The organism is Aeromonas sp. ASNIH2 (assembly GCF_002934795.1).
Taxonomy (GTDB): Bacteria; Pseudomonadota; Gammaproteobacteria; order Enterobacterales; family Aeromonadaceae; genus Aeromonas; species Aeromonas caviae.
This window is the reverse complement of the sequence record NZ_CP026406.1, coordinates 1,913,408-1,938,506: the sequence shown is the minus strand read 5'-3', so window position 1 is coordinate 1,938,506 and position 25,099 is coordinate 1,913,408. Positions and strand designations below refer to the sequence as shown.

General features: G+C 63.4%; 24 protein-coding genes. 15 read left to right on the top strand and 9 right to left on the bottom strand.

Features of this window, described 5'->3' with window-relative positions; translation table 11 throughout:
- Positions 1-390 precede the first annotated feature (390 nt).
- Positions 391-2,280, top strand: a complete 1,890-nt coding sequence (locus C3F36_RS09040) for a methyl-accepting chemotaxis protein (RefSeq protein ID WP_104454933.1) — start codon at positions 391-393, stop codon at positions 2,278-2,280.
- A 128-nt stretch (positions 2,281-2,408) separates the two neighbouring features.
- Here C3F36_RS09040 and C3F36_RS23585 read toward each other — a convergent pair whose 3' ends face one another.
- Genes C3F36_RS23585 through C3F36_RS09025 form a run of 4 tightly spaced genes read right to left on the bottom strand, consistent with a single transcriptional unit; the run spans position 2,409 to position 4,294 of the window.
- Positions 2,409-2,651, bottom strand: a complete 243-nt coding sequence (locus tag C3F36_RS23585) for a GNAT family N-acetyltransferase (protein WP_199769684.1) — start codon at positions 2,649-2,651, stop codon at positions 2,409-2,411.
- Positions 2,630-2,851, bottom strand: a complete 222-nt coding sequence (locus C3F36_RS23580; protein WP_199769683.1) for a hypothetical protein — start codon at positions 2,849-2,851, stop codon at positions 2,630-2,632. The genes C3F36_RS23585 and C3F36_RS23580 overlap by 22 nt, the downstream gene beginning before the upstream one ends.
- The gene (locus tag C3F36_RS09030) at positions 2,848-3,369 is read right to left on the bottom strand and encodes a lipocalin family protein (protein WP_039039627.1); all 522 of its coding nucleotides are present in this window, start codon (positions 3,367-3,369) and stop codon (positions 2,848-2,850) included. The genes C3F36_RS23580 and C3F36_RS09030 overlap by 4 nt, the downstream gene beginning before the upstream one ends.
- Before the next feature lies 1 nt (position 3,370).
- A complete protein-coding gene (locus C3F36_RS09025; RefSeq protein ID WP_104454932.1) occupies positions 3,371-4,294 on the bottom strand; it encodes an AraC family transcriptional regulator in 924 nt (307 codons plus the stop codon).
- Between the two features lie 118 nt (positions 4,295-4,412).
- Between C3F36_RS09025 and yqhD the strand changes: the two genes are divergently transcribed.
- From yqhD to C3F36_RS09000, 5 genes are all read left to right on the top strand, one after another.
- Entirely contained in the window at positions 4,413-5,573 is a 1,161-nt protein-coding gene (gene yqhD, locus C3F36_RS09020; RefSeq protein ID WP_043153942.1) for an alcohol dehydrogenase, read from the top strand.
- Between the two features lie 506 nt (positions 5,574-6,079).
- Positions 6,080-7,606, top strand: a complete 1,527-nt coding sequence (locus tag C3F36_RS09015; protein ID WP_010675996.1) for a Re/Si-specific NAD(P)(+) transhydrogenase subunit alpha — start codon at positions 6,080-6,082, stop codon at positions 7,604-7,606.
- An 11-nt stretch (positions 7,607-7,617) separates the two neighbouring features.
- Positions 7,618-9,102 (top strand): Re/Si-specific NAD(P)(+) transhydrogenase subunit beta, encoded by a 1,485-nt coding sequence (gene pntB / locus C3F36_RS09010; protein ID WP_010675995.1) that lies wholly within the window; start codon positions 7,618-7,620, stop codon positions 9,100-9,102.
- Between the two features lie 327 nt (positions 9,103-9,429).
- Positions 9,430-10,101, top strand: a complete 672-nt coding sequence (locus C3F36_RS09005) for a helix-turn-helix transcriptional regulator (RefSeq protein WP_104454931.1) — start codon at positions 9,430-9,432, stop codon at positions 10,099-10,101.
- A 26-nt stretch (positions 10,102-10,127) separates the two neighbouring features.
- The gene (locus tag C3F36_RS09000) at positions 10,128-11,435 is read left to right on the top strand and encodes an L-cysteine desulfidase family protein (protein WP_199769682.1); all 1,308 of its coding nucleotides are present in this window, start codon (positions 10,128-10,130) and stop codon (positions 11,433-11,435) included.
- 72 nt (positions 11,436-11,507) lie between these two features.
- On the opposite strand, the gene C3F36_RS08995 is transcribed toward C3F36_RS09000, so the two are convergent.
- On the bottom strand, positions 11,508-12,263 hold the full coding sequence (locus C3F36_RS08995) for an outer membrane protein assembly factor BamD (RefSeq protein WP_039039695.1): 756 nt from the start codon (positions 12,261-12,263) through the stop codon (positions 11,508-11,510).
- Between the two features lie 116 nt (positions 12,264-12,379).
- Between C3F36_RS08995 and rluD the strand changes: the two genes are divergently transcribed.
- The 4 genes from rluD (at position 12,380) to C3F36_RS08975 (ending at position 17,925) form a co-directional block, all read left to right on the top strand.
- The gene (gene rluD / locus C3F36_RS08990; RefSeq protein WP_042864780.1) at positions 12,380-13,360 is read left to right on the top strand and encodes a 23S rRNA pseudouridine(1911/1915/1917) synthase RluD; all 981 of its coding nucleotides are present in this window, start codon (positions 12,380-12,382) and stop codon (positions 13,358-13,360) included.
- A gap of 119 nt (positions 13,361-13,479) precedes the next feature.
- Positions 13,480-14,217, top strand: coding sequence for a peptidoglycan editing factor PgeF (gene pgeF / locus C3F36_RS08985; protein WP_104454929.1), 738 nt, complete (start codon positions 13,480-13,482; stop codon positions 14,215-14,217).
- Positions 14,218-14,466: 249 nt separating this feature from the next.
- A complete protein-coding gene (gene clpB / locus C3F36_RS08980) occupies positions 14,467-17,040 on the top strand; it encodes an ATP-dependent chaperone ClpB (RefSeq protein ID WP_039039623.1) in 2,574 nt (857 codons plus the stop codon).
- A 60-nt stretch (positions 17,041-17,100) separates the two neighbouring features.
- A complete protein-coding gene (locus C3F36_RS08975; RefSeq protein ID WP_104454928.1) occupies positions 17,101-17,925 on the top strand; it encodes an MBL fold metallo-hydrolase in 825 nt (274 codons plus the stop codon).
- A 227-nt stretch (positions 17,926-18,152) separates the two neighbouring features.
- On the opposite strand, the gene asnA is transcribed toward C3F36_RS08975, so the two are convergent.
- Positions 18,153-19,145 (bottom strand): aspartate--ammonia ligase, encoded by a 993-nt coding sequence (asnA, locus tag C3F36_RS08970; protein ID WP_103243873.1) that lies wholly within the window; start codon positions 19,143-19,145, stop codon positions 18,153-18,155.
- Between the two features lie 154 nt (positions 19,146-19,299).
- On the opposite strand from asnA, the gene asnC reads away from it, so the two are divergent.
- Positions 19,300-19,761: a transcriptional regulator AsnC gene (asnC, locus tag C3F36_RS08965; protein WP_104454927.1), complete on the top strand. Its 462-nt coding sequence runs from the start codon at positions 19,300-19,302 to the stop codon at positions 19,759-19,761.
- Positions 19,762-19,862: 101 nt separating this feature from the next.
- On the opposite strand, the gene C3F36_RS08960 is transcribed toward asnC, so the two are convergent.
- Positions 19,863-20,618 (bottom strand): substrate-binding periplasmic protein, encoded by a 756-nt coding sequence (locus tag C3F36_RS08960; protein WP_234922631.1) that lies wholly within the window; start codon positions 20,616-20,618, stop codon positions 19,863-19,865.
- Between the two features lie 258 nt (positions 20,619-20,876).
- Positions 20,877-21,281, bottom strand: coding sequence for a CBS domain-containing protein (locus C3F36_RS08955; RefSeq protein WP_104454926.1), 405 nt, complete (start codon positions 21,279-21,281; stop codon positions 20,877-20,879).
- 159 nt (positions 21,282-21,440) lie between these two features.
- On the opposite strand from C3F36_RS08955, the gene C3F36_RS08950 reads away from it, so the two are divergent.
- The gene (locus C3F36_RS08950) at positions 21,441-22,145 is read left to right on the top strand and encodes an SDR family oxidoreductase (RefSeq protein WP_039039618.1); all 705 of its coding nucleotides are present in this window, start codon (positions 21,441-21,443) and stop codon (positions 22,143-22,145) included.
- Positions 22,146-22,203: 58 nt separating this feature from the next.
- Here the strand turns inward: C3F36_RS08950 and folK are convergent, their stop codons facing one another.
- A complete protein-coding gene (folK, locus tag C3F36_RS08945) occupies positions 22,204-22,749 on the bottom strand; it encodes a 2-amino-4-hydroxy-6-hydroxymethyldihydropteridine diphosphokinase (protein WP_104454925.1) in 546 nt (181 codons plus the stop codon).
- Positions 22,750-22,874: 125 nt separating this feature from the next.
- Between folK and cydH the strand changes: the two genes are divergently transcribed.
- From cydH to C3F36_RS08930, 3 genes are all read left to right on the top strand, one after another.
- Positions 22,875-22,967: a cytochrome bd-I oxidase subunit CydH gene (cydH, locus tag C3F36_RS08940; RefSeq protein ID WP_010675981.1), complete on the top strand. Its 93-nt coding sequence runs from the start codon at positions 22,875-22,877 to the stop codon at positions 22,965-22,967.
- Positions 22,968-23,069: 102 nt separating this feature from the next.
- Entirely contained in the window at positions 23,070-24,482 is a 1,413-nt protein-coding gene (locus C3F36_RS08935; protein WP_010675980.1) for a sensor histidine kinase, read from the top strand.
- A gap of 105 nt (positions 24,483-24,587) precedes the next feature.
- The gene (locus C3F36_RS08930) at positions 24,588-25,097 is read left to right on the top strand and encodes a hypothetical protein (protein WP_039039694.1); all 510 of its coding nucleotides are present in this window, start codon (positions 24,588-24,590) and stop codon (positions 25,095-25,097) included.
- The last annotated feature ends 2 nt before the right edge of the window (positions 25,098-25,099 follow it).

Below are 25,099 nucleotides of genomic sequence, written 5' to 3'. Positions count from 1 at the left end.
ACGGGATACCCAATCTAGCACAGCCCACGTTGCCGAGAGGGGGGCAACAGGGGGAGCACCAACTCGGTTCCTGATGGATGCTCAACCCTGCCCGCCAACCCTCTTTGCAGACGCCTGAAGCCGCCCTCAAGAGACAGGTCAGCGGGTGCTGGCCTGCTCTGCCGGTGCCTGCCCGTCATCCGCGATATGACCTCATGGCCGCCTTAGGGCGGCCTTGTGGTGCCTGCGGGTGTCAGCATGGAATAGTGAGCAGTCTGTTGCTGGTAGTGTGTTCTGTTGTTGATAGATGAAAAAATATCAGGATTCACTAAAGACCGTTCATCATTGTGCCGATAGAACTACCAAGATGGGGGTATTCCCGGCCCCCGGCTACCACAAGGATTCGTTGTCATGACTCTCTCGTTGCGCGGCAAGCTGCTCGCGGCCAGCCTGGGGGTAGTGCTGCTGATGGCAGCCCTGCTCGGTATTGTCGCCTTCCACACCCTCAAATCCCGCACCCTTGACGCCATCCAGAGCGAGGCGGTCAACTACGGCCACGCCCACTCGGTGGCCATCGGCAACTGGCTGGCGGATCGCAAGCACGCGGTCGACGCCCTGGCCGCCGTCATTGCGCGCGACCCCGACACGGCCCTGGTGCCCCACCTGTTGCAGACCCGCACCTCCGGCGATTTCGGCCTCACCTATTTTGGTTCGGCGCAGGGGGAGATGACCCGCCACGATCCCGCCCTCAACACCGCCAACTATGACCCCAGGGCCCGCCCCTGGTACCAGAACGCCGACAAGGCGGGCAAGCTCATCGTCACGCCGCCCTATGTCAGCGTGACCATGCAGCAGATGGTGGTGACCCTGGCCGAGCCGGTGAGCCATCAGGGCCGGGTGATCGGGGTGGCCGGGGCGGATCTCTCCCTCGACGCCCTCATCGACGAGGTGCTGGCCATGAAGGTGCAGGGAGAGGGCTACGCCATGCTGCTCGATCGCACCGGCCTCATCGTCGGCCACCCGAACAAGGAGCTGGCGCTCAAGCAGGTGGCGGAGCTGGATCCCGGTCTCACCGGGGCGGCGCTGGATGCGTGGAGCCGCGACGGCGAGCTGCACGGCGCCAACCTGAACGGGCGTGAGGTGCTGCTCTCGGTGCAAGGCGTGCCCGGCACCGACTGGCTGCTCGCCATGGTGATGTACAAGGAGGTGCTGGAGGCGCCGCTCGCCTCCCTGCTGTGGCAACTGGTGGGGCTGACCCTGGTGCTGCTGCTGGTGTTCGGTGCCCTGCTCATCGCCATGTTCAACTACCTGTTCGCGGATCTGGGGCGGGTCTCCAGGGCGCTCGCCGACATCGCCCACGGGGAGGGGGATCTCACGGTGCAGATCGCCACCCGCAGCCAGGATGAGGTGGGGCAGCTGGCCCAGAACTTCAACCAGTTCGTGGCGCGACTGCACGGCATCGTCAGCCGGTTGCGGGACGTCACCGTCGAGCTGGCGGCCCAGTCCCGCACCCAGGCGGCGGGGGCCGAGGCCCGCAGCCAGCGGGTGCGCCAGCAGCAGGACGAGATCGTCATGGTGGCGACCGCGGTAACCGAGATGGCCTCCGCCACCCAGGAGATCGCCGGCAACGCCGAGTTTGCCGCCAACACCGCCGGCGATGCGGTGCGCCTCGCGGTGGCCGGCCAGTCCCAGGTCGGCCAGAGCCAGCGCAGCATCACGGGGCTGGCGGGGGAGGTTTCCGACGCCAGCCAGACCATCCACGAGCTGGATGGCCACGCCCAGCAGATCAGCGGCATTCTGGCCACCATCAGCGGCATCGCCGAGCAGACCAACCTGCTGGCCCTGAACGCCGCCATCGAGGCGGCCCGGGCCGGGGAGCAGGGGCGCGGCTTTGCCGTGGTGGCGGACGAGGTGCGGGTGCTGTCGCGCCGCACCCACGACTCCACCGCCGAGATCCAGCAGATGATCGAGGTGCTGCAGCAGACCACCCGCAAGGCGGTGGGCGGCATGGAGACCAGTCGCCAGCTGGCGGGCACCAGCGTGGAGGACGCCGAAGCGGCGAATCTCAGCCTGGGCAGGATCAACGAGGCCATCGGCGCCATCAGCGACATGGCGACCCAGATCGCGGCGGCGGCCGAGGAGCAGACCTCGGTGACCGGCGAGATCAGCCGCAACACCGAGAATATCCGCCACGTCTCCCAGGCGCTGGCGGCCCAGGCTGGCGAAGAGGCCGCCCAGGCGGCCCAGCTCAAGTCTCTTACCGAGCGGCTGGAGCAGGAGATCGGGCGCTTCCGGCTCTAGGCTGCGACCCGGATGTGACAAAGGCGACCCTGGGGTCGCCTTTATTCATCCTGTGTATGGATATTATTTCGCCATGCACCCGCTGAATAATGCCGGGTCCTGGCCCTGCAACGGGCGCAGGCAGAGGCTCAGAGAGGCTTGATGTAGCTGTAGAACTCGTTGTCCCGCTGGTAGACGTGCCCTTCGTAGAGGGCCTGAGCCTGCCGGTTGTCGGTGGCGGTGCTCAGCATCAGGAAGGCGGCGCCCGTCTCCTGGCCGTGGCGATCGGCCCGCGCCAGCAGCGCCTGGGCCACCCCCTGCTGGCGGGCCGCCGGCGCCACGAACAGATCGTACAGCAGCCAGATGGGCTTCAGGGCGAGGGAGCAGAACAAGGGTAGAGGTGGGCAAATCCCAGCACCTCTCCCGCCTCGCTCTGGGCCACGAAGAGCACCGACTCCCCGGCGGTGCAGCGCTCCAGCAGGAAGGCTTCGGCGGCCTCGGGCCGGGCAGGCAGCCGGTAGAACGCCCGGTATTCCACGAACAGGGGGGTGACCCGGGGAATGTCCCCGGGGGTGGCCTGGAAGATCCTCATGGGGCGTTCCCCGCCGGATCCTGGCTGACCCAGATCAGCCGGTCGGTGGCAAAGCCGAGCCCCCGGGCCCGCTCGACCAGGGCCTCTACCTTCTCTTTGGGGGGATGGGGCGTGCGGGAGAGGATCCAGAGGTACTGGAGGTTGTAACTGCTCACCAGGGAGAGGTCATAGTCCGTCGCCAGCACGTTGTAGCTGCCGTAGAAGGGGCCGAAGAAGCTCACCTTGAGGCGCCCCTCGTCGCTGTCGCCCACGAAGTAGGCGCGCCCCTCGGCCTCGCGCCATTCCCCCTGTTCGTCCTGCCCCCGGTTGATCACCCTGACACCGCCGTCATCCCGCAGGCTGTAGGTGGCGGTGACCCGGTTCAGGCCGCGCTCGAAACCGTGATCGAGGCGGGCCACCTCGTACCAGGTGCCCAGGTAGCGGTCGAGCTGGAAGGGCTTGACCACCTGGTGCCCCGGTGGAATGCCGGTGCAGGCGGTGGCCAGCAGGGTCAGAACGAGCAGGATCAGTGTGCGCATGTCATCCCTCCACGATACGCAGTTGTCCCGAGCGGAAGCGTGCCGCGTGTTCGCTCGGGGTGTTGCCAAAGAAGCGTTTGTATTCGCGGCTGAACTGGGAGCCGCTCTCGTAGCCTACCTTGTCCGCCGCCACCCCGGCCTTGAGGCCGTCGTGCAGCATCATCAGCCGCGCCCGGTGCAGGCGCAGGGTCTTGATGTACTGCAGGGGCGAGGTGGCGGTGGCCGCCTTGAAGTGGTGGTGGAAGGCCGAGATGCTCATGTTCGCCTCCCGGGCCAGCTCCTCCACCGTCAGGTTCTCGGTAAAGCGCTGCTCCATGATACGCAGCACCCGGGCTATCTGGCTCACCTGGCTGTGACGGCTGGCCATGGCCAGCAGGGCGGGGGCACCCCCTTCGTGCAGGGCGTGGAACAGGATCTCGCGCACTATCTGGGGCCCCAGCACCCGGGCGTGGAGCGGTTTGTCCATCACGTCGATGAGGCGCTCCACCGCGCAGAGCATGGTCTCGGAGAGGGGCACGGAGACGACGCCGCGACCCGGCTCCGCCGGGGCGGGGGCCGCGTCCCCCATCTCCAGCAGCAGGGCCTGCAGCGCCGCCACGTCGATCTCCACCGAGAGCCCCACCAGAGGGGATTCGGGGGAGGCGAAGCACTCGCACTCGCAGGGCAGCGGCAGGGTCATCATCAGGTAGTGCTCGGGGTCGTAGCGGAAGGTGAAGTCCGAGAGATAGCCCACCTTGTGCCCCTGCAGGATGATGATCATGCGCGGGCGGTAGAGCACCGGGATGCGGTCGTGATGCTCCGTGGTGTAGATGAGGTGCACGCCGGGCACGGGGGCGGCGGTGATCCCCGGGTGGGGTGCCAGGGCGGCGAGTCGGCTGGCGAGGGCGGACTGGTGGGTCGCCGCGATGGGCTGATTTGTACTCATTTATCCAGGCTCAGTAGAAATAGGCAAGAAATCGGCAGAAAGCTCCCTTGATGGTAGGGGGTTATAAGAGAAAAATGCAACCCATACCTTACCGACTACGACCACCCCGGGAGATCCCATGAACAACTTCATCCTGCACACCCCCACCAAGGTGCTGTTCGGCAAGGGCCAGGTGGCCCAGCTGCGCGGCCAGATCCCCAGCGACGCCCGCATCCTCGTCACCTACGGCGGTGGCAGCGTGGTGCGCAGCGGCCTGCTGGACCAGATCCGCAGCGAGCTGGCCGGCCTGACCCTGTTTGAATTTGGCGGCATCGAGCCCAACCCCACCTACGAGACCCTGATGGGCGCCGTCGAACTGGCCCGCGCCGAGAAGGTCGACTTCCTGCTGGCAGTGGGTGGCGGCTCCGTGCTGGACGGCACCAAGTTCATCGCGGCGGCGGCCCACTACGACCTGGCCAAGGACCCCTGGCACATCCTCGAGACCGTCGGCGGCGAGGTGGCCTCCGCCATTCCCCTGGGCAGCGTGCTGACCCTGCCAGCCACCGGTTCCGAGATGAACATGGGCGCCGTCATCACCCGCAAGAGCACAGGGGACAAGCAGCACTTCTTCTCGCCCTTCGTGATGCCGCGCTTCGCCGTGCTCGACCCCGTGCTCACCTATACCCTGCCGGCCCGTCAGGTGGCCAATGGGGTGGTGGATGCCTTCATCCACACCCTGGAGCAGTACCTCACCTACCCGGTGGATGCCAAGGTGCAGGATCGCTTTGCAGAAGGGCTGCTGCTGACCCTGGCGGAAGAGGGGCCCAAGGCGCTGGTGGAGCCGGAAAACTACGACGTGCGTGCCAACATCATGTGGAGCGCCACCCTGGCACTGAACGGCCTGATCGGAGCCGGCGTGCCCCAGGACTGGGCCACCCACATGCTGGGCCACGAGATCACCGCCCTGCACGGTCTGGACCACGCCCAGACCCTGGCGGTGGTGCTGCCCGCCCTGCTGCAGGCCAAGCGCGAGCAGAAGCGCGCCAAGCTGCTGCAATACGCCGAGCGGGTCTGGGATCTGCGCAGCGGCAGTGACGAGGAGCGTATCGACGGTGCCATCGCCGCCACCCGCGACTTCTTCGAGCGGATGGGGATCAAGACCCGGCTGCGGGATTACGTGGCCGACGCCCGGATCGACGCCCTGCTGGCCAAGCTCGAAGAGCACGGCATGACCGCCCTGGGTGAGCACGGCGACATCGACCTGGCCCAGAGCCGGCATATTTATGAGGCGGCCTGGTAAGCAGAGCGCGCCTGAAACGGGCCGCAGGCCCGGTTGCACCAGGGGGCCCGAACCCGCCAGCAGGCGGGGACGCGGCCCCCTGATCGTTGCAAAATGGTTACTTTTTCCCTTTTCATCTCATCAGATGAGCCAACGGCAGATTTCGTAAGAACAAAAAACGCTAAGGTAGAGGCCGGGTTAAACATTTTTTTTGACTGGTTGGATCACTTTTTTTAGCGCTTTTTGCTGGTATAAGCCCCTAATTTGGTTTGTTTTTTTTAATCATGGTCCGGGATGGGCTGAATTCTGTACCCGCCCGCCCGGGGCCGTGGTTGTAATAAAACTCCAAAATTTGATACTAATCACCCTCGCGCCTGAAAAGCGGGGGCCTGACCGTGACAGGAGGTCGAGGTGAAGCCTGCTGATTTTCATAACAAAGGGCCCGTGACCTGCACTTTGATCATGCCTTGTCCCCTCAGACATGAGAGACTTGGCGATGATTGTTTATTAACCATCAGGGAATAGTCATGCAGATTGGAATACCGAGAGAGAGTCTCGCCGGTGAGACCCGGGTCGCAGCGACCCCGGCCACTGTCGAGCAGCTGAAAAAGCTCGGCTTCGAGGTTGCCATCGAGGCCGGTGCCGGCCTGCGAGCCAGCTTCGATGATGCCGCCTTCGAGGCTGCCGGTGCCAGCGTGGTACCGAACGTCTGGCAAGCCGACCTTGTCTTCAAGGTCAACGCGCCGACCGAGGCCGAAATCGCACAAATTAAGGATGGTGCCACCCTGGTGAGCTTCATCTGGCCCGCCCAGAACCCCGAGCTGGTCAAGAAGCTTTCCGAGCGCAACATCAATGTGATGGCGATGGACATGGTGCCGCGGATCTCCCGTGCCCAGTCCCTCGACGCCCTCTCTTCCATGGCCAACATCGGTGGCTATCGCGCCGTCGTGGAAGCCGCGCACCAGTTCGGTCGCTTCTTCACCGGCCAGATCACCGCCGCCGGTAAAGTTCCGCCCGCCAAGGTGCTGGTCATCGGTGCCGGTGTGGCCGGTCTGGCCGCCATCGGGACCGCCGGTTCCCTCGGTGCCATCGTGCGTGCCTTCGATACCCGTCTGGAAGTGGCCGAGCAGATCGAGTCCATGGGTGGGGAATTCCTCAAGCTGGACTTCGGCGGCGAAGATGGCGCTTCCAGCGACGGTTACGCCAAGGTGATGAGCGAAGAGTTCATCAAGGCCGAGATGGAGCTGTTCGCCCAGCAGGCCAAGGAAGTGGACATCATCATCACTACCGCCCTGATCCCGGGCAAGCCGGCACCCAAGCTCATCACCAAGGAAATGGTGGACAGCATGAAGCCGGGCTCCGTCATCGTGGACATGGCGGCCCAGGCCGGCGGCAACTGCGAATACACGGTACCGGGTGAACTGCATGTCACCGACAACGGCGTCAAGGTGATCGGTTACACCGATCTGCCGGGCCGCCTGCCTGCCCAATCCTCCCAGCTCTACGGCACCAACCTGGTGAACCTGATGAAGCTGATGTGCAAGGAGAAGGACGGCAACGTCGCCATCGACTTCGAAGACGTGGTGCAGCGCAACATGACGGTGGTCCAGGCCGGTGAAGTGACCTTCCCGCCCCCCGCCATCTCCGTCTCTGCTGCCCCGCAGAAACCCGCTGCCGCCAAACCGGCCGCCAAGAAGGAAGAGGCCAAGCCCTCCAACAAGAAGTTCGTGTTCGGTGCCCTCGGCATCGCCGCCTTCGGTTGGGTGGCCGCCGTAGCGCCTGCCGCCTTCCTCTCCCACTTCACCGTCTTCATCCTGGCCTGCGTGGTCGGTTACTACGTGGTGTGGAACGTCTCTCACGCCCTGCACACGCCGCTGATGTCGGTCACCAATGCCATCTCCGGCATCATCGTGGTCGGTGCGCTGTTGCAGATTGGACAAGGGTCGACCCTGGTCACCGTGCTGGCCTTTGTCGCCGTGCTGATTGCCAGTATCAACATCTTCGGTGGCTTCACCGTCACTCAGCGCATGCTGAAGATGTTCCGTAAGGATTAAGGGGGTTTAACGTGTCTCAAGGACTGGTAACAGCATCCTATATCGTTGCCGCCGTGCTCTTCATCCTCAGTCTCGCGGGACTGTCGAAGCAAGAAACGGCCAAGCATGGCAACCTGTTCGGTATCGCGGGGATGGCCATCGCCCTGCTCGCCACCGTCTTCAACCCGGAAACCAGTGGCGTCCACTGGATCATCCTGGCCATGGCCATCGGTGGCGCCATCGGCGTGCGTCTGGCCCTCAAGGTCGAGATGACCGAGATGCCCGAGCTGGTGGCCGTGCTGCACAGCTTCGTGGGCATGGCAGCGGTGCTGGTGGGCTTCAACAGCTTCATCGATCTGCACCCCTCCGCCCCCGCTGAAGTGGTGGTCTCCGTCGGTTCCAACCTGGATGCGACCCTGGCAGCCGCCCGGGCGGCGTTCGAGCAGGCGGCAAGCGTCGCCCAGGTCGAGCACCTCTCCGGCGCCATGCTGAACATCCACCTGGTGGAAGTGTTCCTGGGCGTCTTCATCGGTGCCGTGACCTTCACCGGTTCCGTGGTGGCGTTCGGCAAGCTGCGTGGCCTCATCTCTTCCAAGCCGCTGATGCTGCCGCACCGCCACAAGCTGAACCTGCTGGCAGTGGTGGTCTCCATCGCGCTGATGATCCACTTCGTCAACGCCGGTGGCTCCACCTTCGCCCTGCTGGTGATGACCCTGATCGCCTTCGCCTTCGGCTGGCACCTGGTCGCCTCCATCGGTGGTGCGGACATGCCGGTGGTGGTCTCCATGCTGAACTCCTACTCCGGTTGGGCGGCGGCGGCGGCGGGCTTCATGCTTTCCAATGACCTGCTGATCGTCACCGGTGCCCTGGTGGGTTCCTCCGGTGCCATCCTTTCCTACATCATGTGCAAGGCGATGAACCGCTCCTTCATCTCCGTGATCGCCGGTGGCTTCGGCTCCGACGGCGTGGCCTCCACCGCCGAGCAGGAGCTGGGCGAATACCGCGAGACCAACGCCGAAGACGTGGCCGACATGCTGAAGAACGCCAGCTCCGTCATCATCACCCCGGGCTACGGCATGGCGGTGGCGCAGGCCCAGTACCCGGTGGCCGAGATCACCCAGAAGCTGCGTGATCGCGGCGTCAAGGTGCGCTTCGGCATCCACCCGGTGGCCGGTCGTCTGCCTGGTCACATGAACGTGCTGCTGGCGGAAGCGAAAGTCCCCTATGACATCGTGCTGGAAATGGACGAGATCAACGATGACTTCGCCGACACCGACGTGGTGCTGGTGATCGGTGCCAACGACACCGTCAACCCGGCCGCCATGGAAGATCCGGGCAGCCCCATCGCCGGCATGCCGGTGCTGGAAGTGTGGAAGGCGCAGAACGTCATCGGCTTCAAGCGCTCCATGAACACTGGCTACGCCGGTGTCCAGAACCCGCTGTTCTTCAAGGAGAACACCCAGATGCTGTTTGGCGATGCCAAGGCCAGCGTCGAGGCCATCCTGAAGGCGCTGTAAGCGTTGACCGGATGAGACAAAAAGGGGGCTTCGGCCCCCTTTTTTTATGACCAGAGTGGATGACCGTGGCAGGGAACAGACAGGCGGTGGTGCCTGCCTGTCCGGACTGACTGACGAGCCCTGGCTCAATTAAAGTTGAGCAAAAGCACCAAAAAACCACCTTGAAGGCCTCTCATGGGGCCTTTTTTTCATTTCAGTCGTGATTTTGCTCACATTTTGTGGTGTTGTCTCACCAGTCGGGCATAATGCCCGCGCAAAAAGCGGATTTGCTCAATTTTATTTGAGTCCGCTTTGAATATCCTTACCCAACGTTGACCGGATGACCCCATGACCGAGGTAGCTCCCTTGCGCGACACCAGCACACTGACCGATGAAGAGCGCCATCTGATCGCCAGCTTCGAGCCTGCGGTGGCGGCGCTGTCCGCCCTGTTTGGCCCGGGCTGCGAGGTGGTGCTGCACGCCTTTGACAGTCTGCACGCCTCCGTCATTAAGATTGCCAACGGCCACATCACCGGCCGCCAGGAGGGAGCGCCGGTCACCGATTTTGCGCTCGACAAGTTGCACAGTGCCGCCGGCAGCCAGTGGAGCAGCTATTTCTCCCGCACCCGGGAGGGCACCCTGCTGAAGTCTTCGTCCATCACCATCAGCAACCGCGAGGGCAAACCCATCGGTATGCTGTGCGTGAATTTCAGCCTGGACACGCCCCTTGGCAGCCTGCTCGACACCTTTGCCCCGCCCGCAGTGCCCCCAGCCCACGGCACCGAGACCTTCGCCAGCTCGGTGGATGATCTGGTGGCGCAGGTGATCGCCAAGGTGGACAGGGATCCCGGGCTGGGCAGCAGCGTGCGCAACAAGGCGATCGTGCACCGGCTCTACGACATGGGCATCTTCGAGATCAAGGATGCCGCCCAACTGGTGGCCGAGCTGCTCGGCATCTCCCGCCATACCGTTTACCTGCATATCCGCAATCACAAGGCGGAACTGGCCGAACAACAATGACGAGCCCGCACGCGGGCGTCATGAACATGAGACACATCGCAATGAACGCACAATGGACCGACTTTATTACCCTGCTCAAGCGTGAAGTGGTGCCGGCCCTCGGCTGCACCGAGCCCATGTCGGTCGCCTTGGCGGCGGCCAACTGCCGCAAGCTGCTGGGGCAGGTACCGACTCGCACCCGCGTCTGGGTCAGCGGCAATCTGTTCAAGAACGGCATGGGGGTCGGCGTGCCCGGCACCGGCATGATCGGCCTGCCGGTGGCCGCCGCCGTCGGCATCACCGGTGGCAACCCGGATGCCGGGCTGGAGGTGCTCAAGAGCCTCACGCCGGATCAGGTCGAGGCGGCCAAGGGGCTGCTGCCCACCATAGAGGTGGATGTGAAGGATGTGCCCGACGTGCTCTACGCCGAGGTGCTGGCCGAAGTGGAGGGGCACAGCGCCCGGGTGGTGATCTGTACCGACCACACCCGCATCGTGCTGATGGAGAAGGATGGCGAGGTGTTGATGGTGCAGGACAGCGCCCCCGGAGTGCAGATCCAGCCAGCCAAGGCCGACAAGCCCGCCATGACCCTGAAGGAGATCGTGGCCTTTGCCCTGGAGGTGCCGCCGGCCGAGATCGACTTCATCCGCGAGGCGGCCACCATGAACCAGGCGCTGGCGGACGAAGGGCTGCAGGGCTATGGCCTGCGTATCGGCAAGATCCTCACCGACCAGGTGGAACGCAAGCTGCTTTCCGACGATCTGATGACCCTGGCCATGCGCCTGTCGTCTGCCGCCTCCGATGCGCGGATGGATGGCGCCATGCTGCCCGCCATGTCCAACTCCGGTTCCGGCAACCAGGGCATTGCCGCCACCATGCCGGTGGTCGCCGCCGCCCGCTTCCTCAAGGCCGATGACGAGCAGCTGGCCCGTGCCCTGGTGATGAGCCACCTGGTGGCCATCTACATCAAGGCCTACCAGAACAAGCTCTCCGCCCTGTGTGCCGCCAGTACCGCCGCCATGGGATCGGGGGCCGCCATCACCTGGCTGCTGGGGGGCCAGTTCGAGCAGATCAGCCACTGCATCAACAACATGATTGGGGATGTTTCCGGCATCATCTGCGACGGCGCCGGCAGCGCCTGCTCCATGAAGGTCTCCACCTCCACCTCGGCGGCGGTGAAATCCTCGCTGATGGCCATCAACAACCTGCGCGTGCCCCAGAGCGAGGGGATCGTCTCGGACGATGTGGACCAGACCATCGCCAACCTGGGTCGCCTCTCCAGGGAGGGGATGCTGGATACCGACATCGAGATCATCAACATCATGCGGGCCAAGCAGCAGGGTAAGCACCAGTGACCCCGGAGTGCCGCCGTCGGCCATAAAAAAACCGGAGCCAGTGGCTCCGGTTTTTCATTGTTCGTTCGCTACTCAGCCGCGACCGAGACGGTTGTCCGGGTAGTTCTTGGCAAGCACTTCGCGGGCATGCTGGGCCAGGGTCGGCATCTTCAGGGTGTCATAGGCGTTGACCATGATTTCCAGTGCCTTCTCGGTTTCCACCGTGTCGGGATAGGTCTCGACGATCAGCTTGGCGCGGTTGGCGGCGGCGATCAGGGCGTCACGCTTGACGTAGTACTCGGCTACCCCCAGGTCATAGCGGGCAAGACGGTTCTTCAGGCCGATCATGCGGGCACGGGCATCTGCTGCATAGCTGCTGTTGGGGTAGTTCTGCAGCAGGGTCTTGAAGTCCTGGAAGGCCTGACGGGCGTAGGAGGGGTCCTTGTCATCCCGATTGATGCCGAGGAAATCCTGGAAGAAGTTGTAATCCGCCGCCATGTTGGTCAGGCCGCGCATATAGAAGACGTAATCGATGTTCTTGTGCGCCGGGTTCAGGCGGATAAAACGGTCGATGTTGGCGATCGCCTGGGCGGTATCATCCTGCTTGTAGTAGGCATAGATGAGATCGAGCTGAACCTGGTTGGAGTAGGCACCGAACGGGTAACGAGAGTCCAGCGCTTCCAGCAGTTCGATGGCATTGAGGTAGTTGCCGGTATCCAGTTTGATGCGGGCTTTCTGGTACAGAACTTCCGGCGGTTCGTCGGGAACCTTGGGTTTGGTGCTGGAACAGCCAGTGATCAGAGTAGCGACCAAGGCGAGCGACATCAGCAGGTGAGACTTCTTTCCCATCAACAACATCCGGTCCATTTCCACGAAATTGGCAAAGTATCCGTTATGCTTGGCTAAAAGAAAAGCTAGAATACCCGGATTATTTCGAATTGATACCCCCGCTCAAGAGACCATACATGAGCCAGCATATTGAACTGACAGGCGAATTTCAGGATCACCAATTCGGGCAACGACTCGACCAGGCCCTGGCCGAATTGTTTCCCGACTACTCCCGGACCCGCATCAAGGAGTGGATTTTACAGGACAGAGTGACCCTGGACGGTCAGGTTGCCAATACCCCGCGCGAGAAAGTGGTGGCCGGGCAGCAGGTACATGTGAATGTGGAACTGGCAGACGACACCCGCTGGGATGCCCAGAACATCGAGCTGAACATCGTCTATGAAGATGAACACATCCTGGTGATCGACAAGCCGGCCGGCCTGGTGGTTCACCCGGGCGCCGGTACGCCGGACGGCACCGTGCTCAATGCCCTGCTGCACCGCTACCCCGGCATCGCCGAGGTCCCCCGCGCCGGTATCGTGCACCGTCTGGACAAAGACACCACGGGGCTGATGGTGGTGGCCAAGACCATTCCCGCCCAGACCCACCTGGTGGAAGCCCTGCAGGCACGCCAGATCACCCGTGAGTACGAGGCGATTGCCATCGGTCACATGACCGCCGGCGGCACCGTCGATGCCCCCATCGGTCGTCACCCGACCCAGCGGACCCACATGGCCGTAGTGCCCAACGGGCGCGAGTCCGTCACCCACTACCGGGTGCACGAGAAGTTCCGTGGTCACACCCGTCTGCGGTTGCGGCTGGAGACCGGCCGTACCCACCAGATCCGTGTCCACATGGCCCACATCAAGCATCCGCTGGTGGGGGATCCCGCCTACGGCGGTCGTCTGCGTCTGCTGCGCAACGCCACCCCCGAACTGACCGAGGCCCTGCGCGCTTTCCACCGTCAGGCGCTGCACGCCACCATGCTGAAGCTGGCGCACCCCATCACGGGTGAAGTGATGGAGTGGCACTCCCCCACGCCGCAGGACATGGTGGCGCTGATGGAAGTGCTGCGGGCGGATACCCTGGCCAATCCGGACGATCTGGTCTGGAACTGATCCCGGGGGCGGCCTTGCGACGATTCCTGCCGTAATCTGCCCTCCATGATCTGACGCGGGGCCCCTTGACTGGTTGCAGCCAAGGGGCCCCGTTTTCATATGAACGAAAGGAGCCACAGATGAACTGGATCGCACCCGACTGGCCCGCGCCGGGCAATGTCAGGGCTCTCTCGACCACCCGGGACGGCGGCATCAGCGAAGGGGTCTTTGCCGGCCTGAACCTCGGGGCCCATGTGGGCGATGAACCGGCCAGGGTCGAGGCCAACCGCGCCCGGCTGCAGCAGGTGGCGGGGATCCCCGGCACTCTCAACTGGCTCAACCAGGTACATGGCATCGCCGTCCATCCGGTGAGCGACCGTTATGAGCGCGTACCGGATGCCGATGCCGCCTGTGCTCATGAGGCGGGGCAGGCCTGCATCGTGATGACTGCCGACTGCCTGCCGGTGCTGTTCTGCGATCGGGCAGGCACCGTAGTGGCGGCGGCCCATGCCGGTTGGCGCGGACTGCAGGGGGGCGTATTGGAGGCAAGCATCGCCGCCATGGGCTGCGAGCCTGGCGAGATCCTGGCCTGGCTGGGCCCGGCCATCGGTCCCGCCGCGTTCGAAGTGGGTGGCGAAGTGCGTGAGGCCTTCATGACGGAGCAGGCGGAAGCGGCGACTGCATTCGTGCCATCCCTCAACGAAGGGAAATGGCTGGCGGATATCTACCAGCTGGCCCGACTGCGCCTCGCCCGCGCCGGTGTCACCGCCATCTATGGCGGCGAATACTGCACCTTCAACGACAGCGAGCGCTTCTACTCCTATCGCCGCGATGGACAGACGGGTCGCATGGCCTCCCTTGTGTGGCTGGAAAAATAGCCGAAGAGGCGCTCGCGAGTGGCCGCAAGCGCCTCCTCACTCTCTGGTGATGGCCCTCCGCGACCATGTCTTGCTGCCGAGCAGGCTCAGGGTGCAGGCTGCCATTGCGAGGTCGTTTTCCCCCGGTCACCACTATTGAGGAAAAAATAAACAGCCACCCCTTGAAATTGCCCTTCAAGACCACATCTTCCTTGTCAGAAAGCGATGTTGTTGCCGCGCATGCGGCGTCTGTCTTGAAGGGGGAGTGCAATGCGCCTCGATCGCCTGACCAGCAAATTCCAGATTGCCATTTCCGATGCCCAGTCTCTTGCACTGGGTCGTGACCACCAATTCATCGAACCCGTCCATCTGATGAGCGCCTTGCTCAATCAGGACGGCGGATCCATTCGTCCGCTGCTCACCCTGACCGGGCTCGACATCAATACCCTGCGCTCGCGCCTCGGCGAGGAGCTGGATCGCCTGCCCCGCGTCAGCGGGGTGGAAGGGGACGTACAGCTCTCCAACGGCCTCGGCCGCCTGCTCAACGTCTGCGACAAGCTGGCCCAGCAGCGCAAGGATCAGTTCATCTCGTCCGAGCTGTTCGTGCTGGCGGCCCTGGACGAGAAGGGGACGCTGGGCGAGCTGCTGCGTGCCCAGGGGCTGACCAAGGAAAAACTCGAGGCAGCCATCGACAAGGTCCGTGGCGGCAAGAAGGTGGAGGATGCCAACGCCGAGGAGAATCGCCAGGCGCTGGAGAAGTACACCATCGATCTCACCGAGCGGGCAGAACTCGGCAAGCTCGACCCGGTGATCGGCCGGGATGACGAAATTCGCCGCACCATCCAGGTGCTGCAACGCCGCACCAAGAACAACCCGGTGCTGATCGGTGCCCCCGGCGTCGGCAAGACCGCCATCGTCGAGGGGCTGGCCCAGCGCATCATCAATGGCGAAGTGCCGGAAGGGCTCAAGAACAAGCGGGTGCTGTCGCTCGACATGGGGGCCCTGGTGGCCGGTGCCAAGTATCGCGGCGAGTTCGAGGAACGCCTCAAGGCTGTCCTGAACGATCTCGCCAAGGAGGAGGGCAGCGTCATCCTCTTCGTGGACGAGCTGCACACCATGGTCGGCGCCGGCAAGGGCGAGGGTGCCATGGATGCGGGCAACATGCTCAAGCCCGCCCTGGCCCGCGGCGAGCTGCACTGCGTCGGGGCCACCACCCTCGATGAGTACAGGCAGTACGTGGAGAAGGATGCCGCGCTGGAGCGCCGTTTCCAGAAGGTGCTGGTGGAGGAGCCCTCGGTGGAGGACACCATCGCCATCCTGCGTGGCCTGAAGGAGCGCTACGAGCTGCACCACCATGTGCAGATCACCGACCCCGCCATCGTCGCGGCGGCCCAGCTCTCCCACCGCTACATCGCGGATCGCCAGCTGCCTGACAAGGCCATCGACCTCATCGACGAGGCGGCGGCCAGCATCCGGCTCCAGATCGACTCCAAGCCGGAATCCCTGGACCGGCTCGAGCGGCGCATCATCCAGCTCAAGCTGGAGCAGCAGGCGCTGATGAAGGAGGACGATGACGCCAGCCGCAAGCGCCTCGATCTGCTCAATCAGGAGCTGACGGAAAAAGAGCGGGAATACAACGAGCTGGAAGAGGTGTGGAAGGCCGAGAAGGCTGCCCTCGCCGGGACCCAGCACATCAAGGCGGCACTGGAGCAGGCCCGTCAGGATCTCGAGGTGGCGCGCCGCGCAGGGGACTTGGGCCGCATGTCCGAGTTGCAGTACGGCCGCATCCCTGAACTGGAGAAACAGCTGGATCTCGCCACCCAGGCCGAGATGCAGGAGACCAGCCTGCTGCGCAACCGGGTCACCGACGTGGAGATCGCCGACGTCCTGGCCCGCTGGACCGGCATTCCGGTGGCCCGCATGCTGGAAGGGGAACGGGAGAAGCTGCTGCGGATGGAGGATCAGCTGCACAGCAGGGTGATCGGCCAGGAAGAGGCGGTGGACGCCGTCTCCAACGCCATTCGCCGCTCTCGTGCCGGGCTGTCCGACCCGAACCGCCCCATCGGCTCCTTCCTCTTCCTCGGCCCCACCGGGGTGGGCAAGACCGAGCTGTGCAAGGCGCTGGCGGAGTTCCTGTTCGATACCCAGGACGCCATGGTGCGGATCGACATGTCCGAGTTCATGGAGAAACACAGCGTGGCCCGTCTGGTGGGGGCGCCTCCGGGATACGTGGGTTACGAGGAAGGGGGGTATCTCACCGAGGCGGTGCGCCGTCGCCCCTACTCGGTGATCCTGCTGGACGAGGTGGAGAAGGCCCACCCGGACGTGTTCAACATCCTGTTGCAGGTGCTGGACGATGGCCGCCTGACCGACGGTCAGGGGCGTACCGTGGACTTCCGCAACACCGTGGTGATCATGACCTCCAACCTCGGGTCTGATCTCATCCAGGAGCACCACTCCGAGAAGGATTACGACGAGATGAAGGCCATGCTGATGGAGGTGCTGACCCGCAGCTTCCGCCCGGAGTTCATCAACCGGATCGACGAGACCGTGGTGTTCCACCCGCTCGGTGAGGAGCACATCAAGTCCATCGCCCGCATCCAGCTCAAGAGCCTGATGAGCCGTCTGGAGTCCCAGGGCTTCGAGGTGGAGGTGAGCGAGGAGCTGCTGACCAAGCTGGTTCATGCCGGGTTCGATCCCGTCTACGGGGCGCGCCCTCTCAAGCGGGCGATCCAGCAGAAGGTCGAGAACCCGCTGGCCCAGGCCCTGCTCAGCGGTCGGGTCATCCCGGGCAAGACACTGCGGCTGGGGGCCGACAGCAACGGCCTCACCATGACCCAGTAATGGGATTGTCGATGAAAAACGCAGGCCTCGTGCCTGCGTTTTGTTTTCTGAGGGATTGAGATGCTGACGTTTTCCGTGCTGGTGGATGACGACGTTCATCTGCCTGGCTGTCTGCCCGAGCGAGGGTTGGCGCTGCTGCTGGAGTGTGACGGCCTCAGGGTGCTGTTCGACAGCGGCCGTGGCCGGGCGCTGTGCCACAACGCCGCCGTGATGGGGATCGATCTCGCCTCTCTCACCCATGTGGTGCGCTCTCACGGTCATTACGACCATGTGGGAGGCATCGGCTCCCTGCCCATCTATTCCGATCCCATTCCATTGATCGCTTGTCCGGATGTGTTCAATGAGCGGGGCTACTTCCTGCCGTTGCTGCCCCGACGCTACAACCTCTACCGCCTCTCGGGCGACCTGGATCCGCGACAACTGGCGACGAGAGGGCTGCTCCCTCACTGTTCGGCCGAGCCGGTATGGCTGTCCGAGCGGCTGGTGTTCCTGGGATCCATACTGCGACGGGAGCAGGCCAAACCCTCCTTGCTTGGTTACATGGTGCGGGGCGGGCGAGTGGAGAAAGACCTCATCAGCGATGATTCGGCGCTGGTCTACAAGAGCGAGCAGGGTCTGATAGTCTTCATCGGCTGTGGTCACGCCGGGGCCGAGAACATCATCGAGTGGGCCAAGGAGGTGTGTGGCGATGAGCGGATCCACGCCGTCATCGGCGGCCTGCATCTGAAGTTTTCCGGCCCAGAGCGGGCGGTGGTGCTCGGAGCCTATCTGCAGGAAGAGGCGGTGGAGCGGTTGTTTGCCTGCCACTGCACCGGCAAACGGAAGGCGGTGCTGCCGCGGCAGCGCCAGATCGGGGCCGGTTTCGAGTACCGATTTCCTGCATAAAAAAACGGCAATCCGAAGATTGCCGGGAGGAATGTATTCGATGCGATCTGACGTTGGTTGAGCGGATCGCAGGGGCAAGCCCCAGGGTCGGCAGGCACAGTCAGCGACCATGCCCGCCTTACAGTCAGTCGGGATACGCTCTCCACCCCGGCTGACCAGCTTCGCTATCGCGTCTGTCCCGCGCCGTGTTGCCGCGATAGGAGGACAGATGCAATCAAATCAATTCGTTACAGCATGCCTGGGATGGCAGCTTTCATTTCAGATGGCCAGACGCCGACCTGGACCTGACCGATGTGCTCTTTTTGCAGCAGCAGCATGGCCAGACGGGATTGGCCGATGCCGCCGCCGATGGTTTGCGGCATGCGTGCTGCCAGCAGATCCTGATGCCAGTCATATTGCAGGCGATCCTCATCCCCGGTGATGGCGAGCTGGCGGCGCAGCGCCTCTGCGTCCACCCGGATCCCCATGGAGGAGATCTCGAAGCTGTCTTCCAGCACCGGGTTCCACACCAGGATGTCACCGTTCAGACCCGCCAGCCCCAGCTCGCTCTCGCTGCTCCAGTCGTCGTAGTCCGGGGCTCGCACGTCGTGGCGTTCGCCGTGGGAGAGGGCGCCACCGATACCGATGAGGAAGACCGCTCCCAGCTCTTTGGCGATGGCGCGCTCGCGTCCCTTGGCATCGAGGTCCGGGTAGCGGGTCAGCAGCTCTTCACTGTGCAGGAACTGGATATCCGCCGGCAGGAAGGGGGTCAGGTCGTGCTCGGCACAGACCGCGCGCTCGGTGGCCTTGATGGCGGCCCAGATGCTGCGCACCGTCTCCTGCAGATAGGCCAGATCCCGGCGCTCGCCCGGCATCACCTTCTCCCAGTCCCACTGGTCGACGTAGACGGAGTGAATGGGGCTGAGACGATCCTCGTCCGGACGCAGTGCCTTCATGTGGGTGTAGATGCCTTCACCCGGGCCGAAACCGAAGCGACCCAGGGTCTGGCGCTTCCACTTGGCCAGGGAGTGGACCACTTCATAGCTGTGCTCCGGCAGGGTTTTCACCTTGACCTGCACTGCATGCTCGCAGCCGGAGAGGTTGTCCTGGGTGCCGTCACCGACCCGGCTCAGAATGGGGGCTTGTACCTCCATCAGGCCGAGTTGCAGTGCGAGTTGGCGGGAGAACATCTCTTTGACGAAGCTGATCTGCTGTTGGCTGCGGATGTAGTGCTGTTTCATGCTGAATTACCTGTCGTGAATCCGTTGAATGCGGTGATTCTTCAACATAATGCCGACTAAATTCAATATTCGATAATTGAAATAGGCTTTGTGTGTTTTTTTCTTCAAAATAAGCCATAAATTAATGATGAATCATTAAAAGGAGCGCAAAAAAGTGTCAGAAAATTATCGGATCGATAATCTCGATCAGGCCATCCTCACCGCCCTGATGGAGAATGCGCGCCTGCCTTACGCCGAGCTGGCCAAACAACTGCTGGTGAGCCCGGGCACCATCCACGTGCGGGTAGAGAAGATGAAGCAGGCGGGCATCATCGAGGGAACGCGGGTGCAGGTGAACCCCAAGAAGCTGGGCTACGACGTCTGCTGCTTCATCGGGATCAACCTCAAGAGCGCCAAGGATTACCCGTCGGCCCTGGCCAAACTGCAGGCGCTGGACGAGGTGGTGGAGGCCTACTACACCACCGGCCACTACAGCATCTTCATGAAGGTGATGACCCGCTCCATCGACGAGTTGCAGACGGCACTGATCCACAAGATCCAGACCATCGACGAGATCCAGTCCACCGAGACGCTGATTTCGCTGCAAAACCCGATCCTGCGGGATGTGAAGCCTTGAGTCGGGTGGTCTGAGGGGGGCGTAGAGATCCCTCTCCCGTGCGAGACCCTGTTCGCGCAGCAGAACTCGACCCTGTGGGCAATGACACCCTGACCGGTGGGTCAGGGTTCGATATAGGGGATGCCATATTTGTCGTAGAGGGCCTTGAGCCGGCCGTCCCGCTTCATGTGCAGCAATTCGGCATCATAGGCGGCCATCAGGGCCGGGGTGTCGGCATCGGCCCGGGAACGGGTCCAGGCATTGAAGTAGGGGCTGGTCTTGAGGGGTTTTGGCAGGTAGTCGAGCTTGCCTTCCAGTCCCTCCTCTCTTATCTGGGTGAAGGCGGTGACCAGGGACATGGGCACCACGTCGATACGACCGGCAATGAGTTTTCGCAGTTGCAGCTGGTTGATGGGGATCTCCTGGAAGTGATAGCTCGGGTCTGTCATGGCTGCCGCGAGCTCGGGGGTATAGGAGAAATCCCGGGTGACACCGATACGCCAGGGTTTGAGATCCGTCAGATGGTCATAGTGGATCAGGCCTGCGGACTCCTTGCGTATGAAGAAGTGCCAGCTATGGAGCATATGGGCCTGTTTGGGGTAGAGCAGATAGGCCTCCCGCTCCGGTTTGTAGGAGTGGGCCAGCAGCAGATCATAGAAGCCGCTTTCGGCATTGCGGGTGAGCCTGGCTCCCGAATCGATGAGCTCAATCCTGATGGGGGTATGGAGCGTGCCGAAGATGGCGGTGACGAGATCCACATCCAGCCCGCGAGGGTGTCCTTGTGCATCCAGCCACTTGAGAGGGGGCTCCTGGATGCCACCAATGACCAACTCCCTAGCTGACAGCCAGCAGGGCAGCAGAAAGCAGAATACGAGCAAGCGTCGCACGTTACATCTCCTGAGCACTCGGGACGGGGTCGCATCCGGCAGGGACTGTGACCGGCACCTATCTAACTAGAGACGACCACGGATGGCAAACCCTGAAATGGGGAGGGGACAAACGAACGGTGCCGGTGGGAGGAGGGCGGCGCTGCCTCGACAGGCCGCCCCGTGGCAGAGTCGGGCGGGATGGACCAGCCACTCGCCGGCTGTGGGCGGGAGGGTAGTCGGCATGAAACGTGTGCGAGGTGGCCTGACTCAGGTTGCCTGACACTGTTTCATCTGGGTGTTGAGGGCCTGCATCACCTGACGACGGCTGATGATGCCCGTCACCTTGCCTCCCTCCATTACCGGATAGACCTTGGGTCTGGCCCCGGCCATCTGGCGGGCGAGATCCACGATGTTGTCATCAGGAGAGACGAACAGCGGGGTCCGGCTCATCAGATCTTCGACCAGAGTACGGGTGTCGCAGTGATAGCTGCCCGTGAGCAGGGCGGGAATGCAATCCTGCTCGGAGAGAAATCCGACGAGGTGCTGATGGTCATCCAGTACCGGCAGGCCCCCCAGGTTTGCCCGATGGAGTCTGTCCAGCGCCTCGGCCAGACCGAGGCAGGGGTGCAGTGAGTGGGTCAATGGCTGCATATGATCGCGAATTTGTAGCATGATGGTGGCTCCATGGGGGTCGATGGGGCCACTATGCCCGGTGACCGTGACAGGGGGCCAATGGGTTTTGCCTCGGACATCGATAGGTCATGGCCGATGAATGGGCCCTCCGTGCGATCCTGCATGGATCGGGGAGGGCGACAACCACAAGGAGAGGGTATGCGTGCATTGGTAACGGGCTGTGGCCGTCGCCTGGGATTCTATCTGTGCGAGCAGCTGGTGGCCGCTGGCTGGCAGGTGACGGGCAGCTATCGCAGCGAACGGCCCGAGCTGGATCGTCTGCGAGACGTGGGCGTCGAGCTGGTACAGGCGGACTTCACCCGGGAAGAGGAGGTGGGCGCAGTGGTGACGGCGCTGGCGGCCCATGAGGATCTTGCCCTGATCATCCACAATGCCTCCGCCTTCGAGCCCCAGGCGGCGGATCCTGCGGTGCAGCTGGCCCAGTTTGATCAGTTCTACCGGGTACACATGGCGGCTCCCTTCCAGCTCAACCGGGCGCTGGCCCCCGCCCTTGCCCGCCAGCCCAACGGGGGCATCATCCACATCACCGATATCTACATCCATGCCCCGGCGCCCCAGTTTGCCGCCTACGTGGCCACCAAGGCGGGAGCCCATTCCCTGGCCATGAGCTTTGCCCGCGAACTGGCACCCGCCGTGCGGGTCAACACCATAGAGCCTGGCCCCATCCTGTTTCTCGACGAGCACGGGGATGACTGGCGCCAGCAGGTGCTGGCGAAGACGCCGCTGGCACGGGAAGGGGGTCTGGAGCCCATCTGGCAGGCGGTACAGATGCTGATGAAGAACGACTACATGACCGGGGCCAGCATCCGGGTGGACGGGGGGCGCGCCCTCGCCGTCATCTAGGGCAAGGCGGGCCGCCATGACATGAGGCGCCTTTGGGCGCCTCATGTGTGTGAACGGCTCAAGGGTGCCGGATGGCGGCGTGCCGGGAAGGGGGGCCGGGGTGGCCGTTGCCGGGAAGCAGGGCCTCGTCTTGCTGGCAGAGATGGATGGGGGCCTGGCCGATGCGCTGCTTCGCAAACACCTTGCTGCCCGGCAGGCCGAGGGTCACCTTGCCGGAGTCCACACTGCCGCCCTGATACATCTCCGCCAGCAGATCCCCCAGGTAGGCATCCACCCCGGCCTCGGCGAAGTCATCCCGTTCGCCGCAGGCCAGTATGTCGATGTCCAGTGGCCTGTCCGCCACCTTGCACAGGGGGTTGCTGCGATCCCGGCCATGGGCCAGCTCCATGGTGACAAACTCGGCCTTGAGCTGGACGGGGGAGAGGTCGCTCTGGACGACGAACAGGCAGTTGAGGAAGTCGTGGCGCGAATGCATGCCCACGGGCTTGGTCTGGATGACGGAACTCAGGTGAAGGCGACCAAAGCGGGCCAGCAATTCGGCGACGACCTGACTGACGTGCAGGGCGGGGTCGATATTGGATCCAATGCTACAGAGGTAAAACATGCTTTCCATTCCTTGGGTTGGGCTCGTCTGAAATATATACGCAGCTCACGGTTATGGGATTCACTATGAATTAACATGTCGTTATCTGTTGTGATCCAACGCTGATTGGCAGAAAGGAGGTTTGCATGAGCGTAGAAATGAAATGGGCACTGTTGGCCGCGTCAGGGGCCCTTGCCATGATCATTGTCATCTGTGTGGCGTCCGTCGGCCTGGCGTGAATCCGGCCTCGGTGAGCAATCAAACCGGCTTTATGGCCGGTTTTGCTTTTTGGGGCAGTGCGGATATGCTGGCTCCCCCATGACGAATCGAGACCGCAGAAGATGACCAAGGTTCGGCCCCGCTCCCTGCTCCAGGTAGTACTGATGGGCTTCGTGCTGGTGCTGATGCCCCTGGGGGGCATGATCTGGCACGACAGTCAGGCTCTCTCCCACCTGGGCCAGCTCACCAGCGACGAGATGGAACGTGCGGTGCGGGACACTCGCCGGGCGACGCTGCTCTCCACCCAGGCCATCGATCTGGAGCGCACCCTGCGCCGCTATGCGGTCCTGGGTGATGACCGCATCCTGGCCAGTTATCGGCAGCAGCTGGTGCGCTACCGGGAACTGCTCGCGACCCATCAGGACTCCATTCCGGATGCCGAGGTCTACGGAGATCTCGAGGCGACGCTGGTCTGGCTCGACGGCCTGCAGGATCTGCGCAAGGCCAGGCAGGAGGCGACCAGCCCCCGTTTCACCGACTTCAACGAACTGAACCAGCAACTGGAGGTGGTCACCCGCAGCCAGGTGGATGATCACGTGACCCGCATGCGGGGCGCCATCGTGGAGCTGAAACAGCAGATCTGGTGGGTCAGCGGCTTCGTGGCCGGGCTCAGCCTGCTGCTGGTGTTGCTCTTTACCTACCTCATCATCCACCCGGTACGTCAGATTGAGTCGCGGATCCTGAGTTTGGGCGCCGGTGTCGAGCCGGATCAGCGCCCGGTGGATGGCCCGGCCGAACTGGTGCTGCTGGGGGAGCGGATCAGCTGGCTGCACGACAAGCTCAAGGAGTTGGAACAGCAGAAATACCAGTTCCTGCGCCACGTATCCCACGAGCTGAAAACCCCCCTTGCCGTGCTGCGGGAGGGGGCTGATCTGCTCTCGGAGCAGCTGGTGGGGCCCCTCAACGGGGATCAGCAGGAGATCTGCCAGATGCTGGAGGAGAACAGCCGCCGTCTGCAGACCCTGATCGAGCGGCTGCTCGACTTCAATCGCCTCAGCCAGCAGGAGGTGTTCACCCTGTCCGAGGTGCCCCTGGCGCCCTTGTTGTCAGACTTGTCCGAAGAGTACCGGCTCGCGCTGGAATCCAAGCAAATCAGTGTACACTTGCCGCCCGAGCCCATCAGCCTGCGGGCAGAGCCCTACCGCCTGCGACTCATCCTCGACAATCTATTTTCCAACGCGGTCAGCTATGGCGCCAGGGGCGGACAGATCTGGATCCGCGCCGGGGCGGGAGCGGGCGGCGGCTGGCTGGAGGTGGCCAACGAAGGGCCTGTCATCCCGCCAGACGAGCGGGAGCGCATCTTCGAGCCCTTTGAACAGGGCAGCATAGTGCGCCAGGGATTGCTGAAAGGCTCCGGCATGGGCCTCTCCATTGCCCGTGAGTCTGCCATGAGCCTGGGCGGCGAGCTCAGACTCATCGAGGATGCCCAGGCGGATGTCTGTTTCCGGCTGGATTTGAACGTGCGCCCGAGCTGACGGGCGTGGCGGCGACCCCGCAGGTGCGGGTGGCGCCTTGACACCGAATATTGAGAGGAGCGGGCAGGTGCCTGTTCCCCACCAGGATCTGAAGTGACATTCAAGATGAAACGATTTGTGATTCCCGTATTGATGATAGGCCTGCTCGCTGGCTGTTCCCTGCTGCCTTCTACCAGCCTCACCGAGCCTTCCCAGGAGGCGATCGCCAGGCGGATGGAGTTTGCCAACAAGGAGATGCAGGTGCGCCTGCAATACTCGGACTGGCTGCTGGCCAGCCATCCCCAGCAGCGGATGCAGGAGCGCCAGCGACTGGCCGGCGCCACCGACCTCGAGAGCCGGGTCAGCCTGGCCATGGTCAACACCCACCCGTCCGAATCGGTGGCCAGCCGCCGGGCCGGGCTGGATCAGCTGAAGGCTCTGTTGCCGGAGCTCGGTCTCGATGCCCAGGCCTTCCTGCGCAGCTGGATCGCCCTCGGGGAGGAGCTGCTGGTGCGAGACAGCCGCCGCGACGATCAGAGTCAGGAGGTTAAGCGTCTGCGCCAGCAGATAGAGCAGCTCTCCGCCATCGACGAGCAGCTCAACCAGCGTAAGCTCAATGGGGGAGGTCAGCCATGACA

Excerpts from the sequence above, each read along its gene's own strand:
- C3F36_RS09040 (WP_104454933.1), top strand. The coding sequence starts at position 391 with ATGACTCTCTCGTTGCGCGGCAAGCTGCTCGCGGCCAGCCTGGGGGTA.
- C3F36_RS23580 (WP_199769683.1), bottom strand. The coding sequence starts at position 2,851 with ATGAGGATCTTCCAGGCCACCCCCGGGGACATTCCCCGGGTCACCCCC.
- C3F36_RS09030 (WP_039039627.1), bottom strand. The coding sequence starts at position 3,369 with ATGCGCACACTGATCCTGCTCGTTCTGACCCTGCTGGCCACCGCCTGC.
- C3F36_RS09025 (WP_104454932.1), bottom strand. The coding sequence starts at position 4,294 with ATGAGTACAAATCAGCCCATCGCGGCGACCCACCAGTCCGCCCTCGCC.
- yqhD (WP_043153942.1), top strand. The coding sequence starts at position 4,413 with ATGAACAACTTCATCCTGCACACCCCCACCAAGGTGCTGTTCGGCAAG.
- C3F36_RS09015 (WP_010675996.1), top strand. The coding sequence starts at position 6,080 with ATGCAGATTGGAATACCGAGAGAGAGTCTCGCCGGTGAGACCCGGGTC.
- C3F36_RS09005 (WP_104454931.1), top strand. The coding sequence starts at position 9,430 with ATGACCGAGGTAGCTCCCTTGCGCGACACCAGCACACTGACCGATGAA.
- C3F36_RS09000 (WP_199769682.1), top strand. The coding sequence starts at position 10,128 with ATGAGACACATCGCAATGAACGCACAATGGACCGACTTTATTACCCTG.
- C3F36_RS08995 (WP_039039695.1), bottom strand. The coding sequence starts at position 12,263 with ATGGGAAAGAAGTCTCACCTGCTGATGTCGCTCGCCTTGGTCGCTACT.
- rluD (WP_042864780.1), top strand. The coding sequence starts at position 12,380 with ATGAGCCAGCATATTGAACTGACAGGCGAATTTCAGGATCACCAATTC.
- pgeF (WP_104454929.1), top strand. The coding sequence starts at position 13,480 with ATGAACTGGATCGCACCCGACTGGCCCGCGCCGGGCAATGTCAGGGCT.
- clpB (WP_039039623.1), top strand. The coding sequence starts at position 14,467 with ATGCGCCTCGATCGCCTGACCAGCAAATTCCAGATTGCCATTTCCGAT.
- C3F36_RS08975 (WP_104454928.1), top strand. The coding sequence starts at position 17,101 with ATGCTGACGTTTTCCGTGCTGGTGGATGACGACGTTCATCTGCCTGGC.
- asnA (WP_103243873.1), bottom strand. The coding sequence starts at position 19,145 with ATGAAACAGCACTACATCCGCAGCCAACAGCAGATCAGCTTCGTCAAA.
- C3F36_RS08955 (WP_104454926.1), bottom strand. The coding sequence starts at position 21,281 with ATGCTACAAATTCGCGATCATATGCAGCCATTGACCCACTCACTGCAC.
- C3F36_RS08950 (WP_039039618.1), top strand. The coding sequence starts at position 21,441 with ATGCGTGCATTGGTAACGGGCTGTGGCCGTCGCCTGGGATTCTATCTG.
- folK (WP_104454925.1), bottom strand. The coding sequence starts at position 22,749 with ATGTTTTACCTCTGTAGCATTGGATCCAATATCGACCCCGCCCTGCAC.
- cydH (WP_010675981.1), top strand. The coding sequence starts at position 22,875 with ATGAGCGTAGAAATGAAATGGGCACTGTTGGCCGCGTCAGGGGCCCTT.
- C3F36_RS08935 (WP_010675980.1), top strand. The coding sequence starts at position 23,070 with ATGACCAAGGTTCGGCCCCGCTCCCTGCTCCAGGTAGTACTGATGGGC.
- C3F36_RS08930 (WP_039039694.1), top strand. The coding sequence starts at position 24,588 with ATGAAACGATTTGTGATTCCCGTATTGATGATAGGCCTGCTCGCTGGC.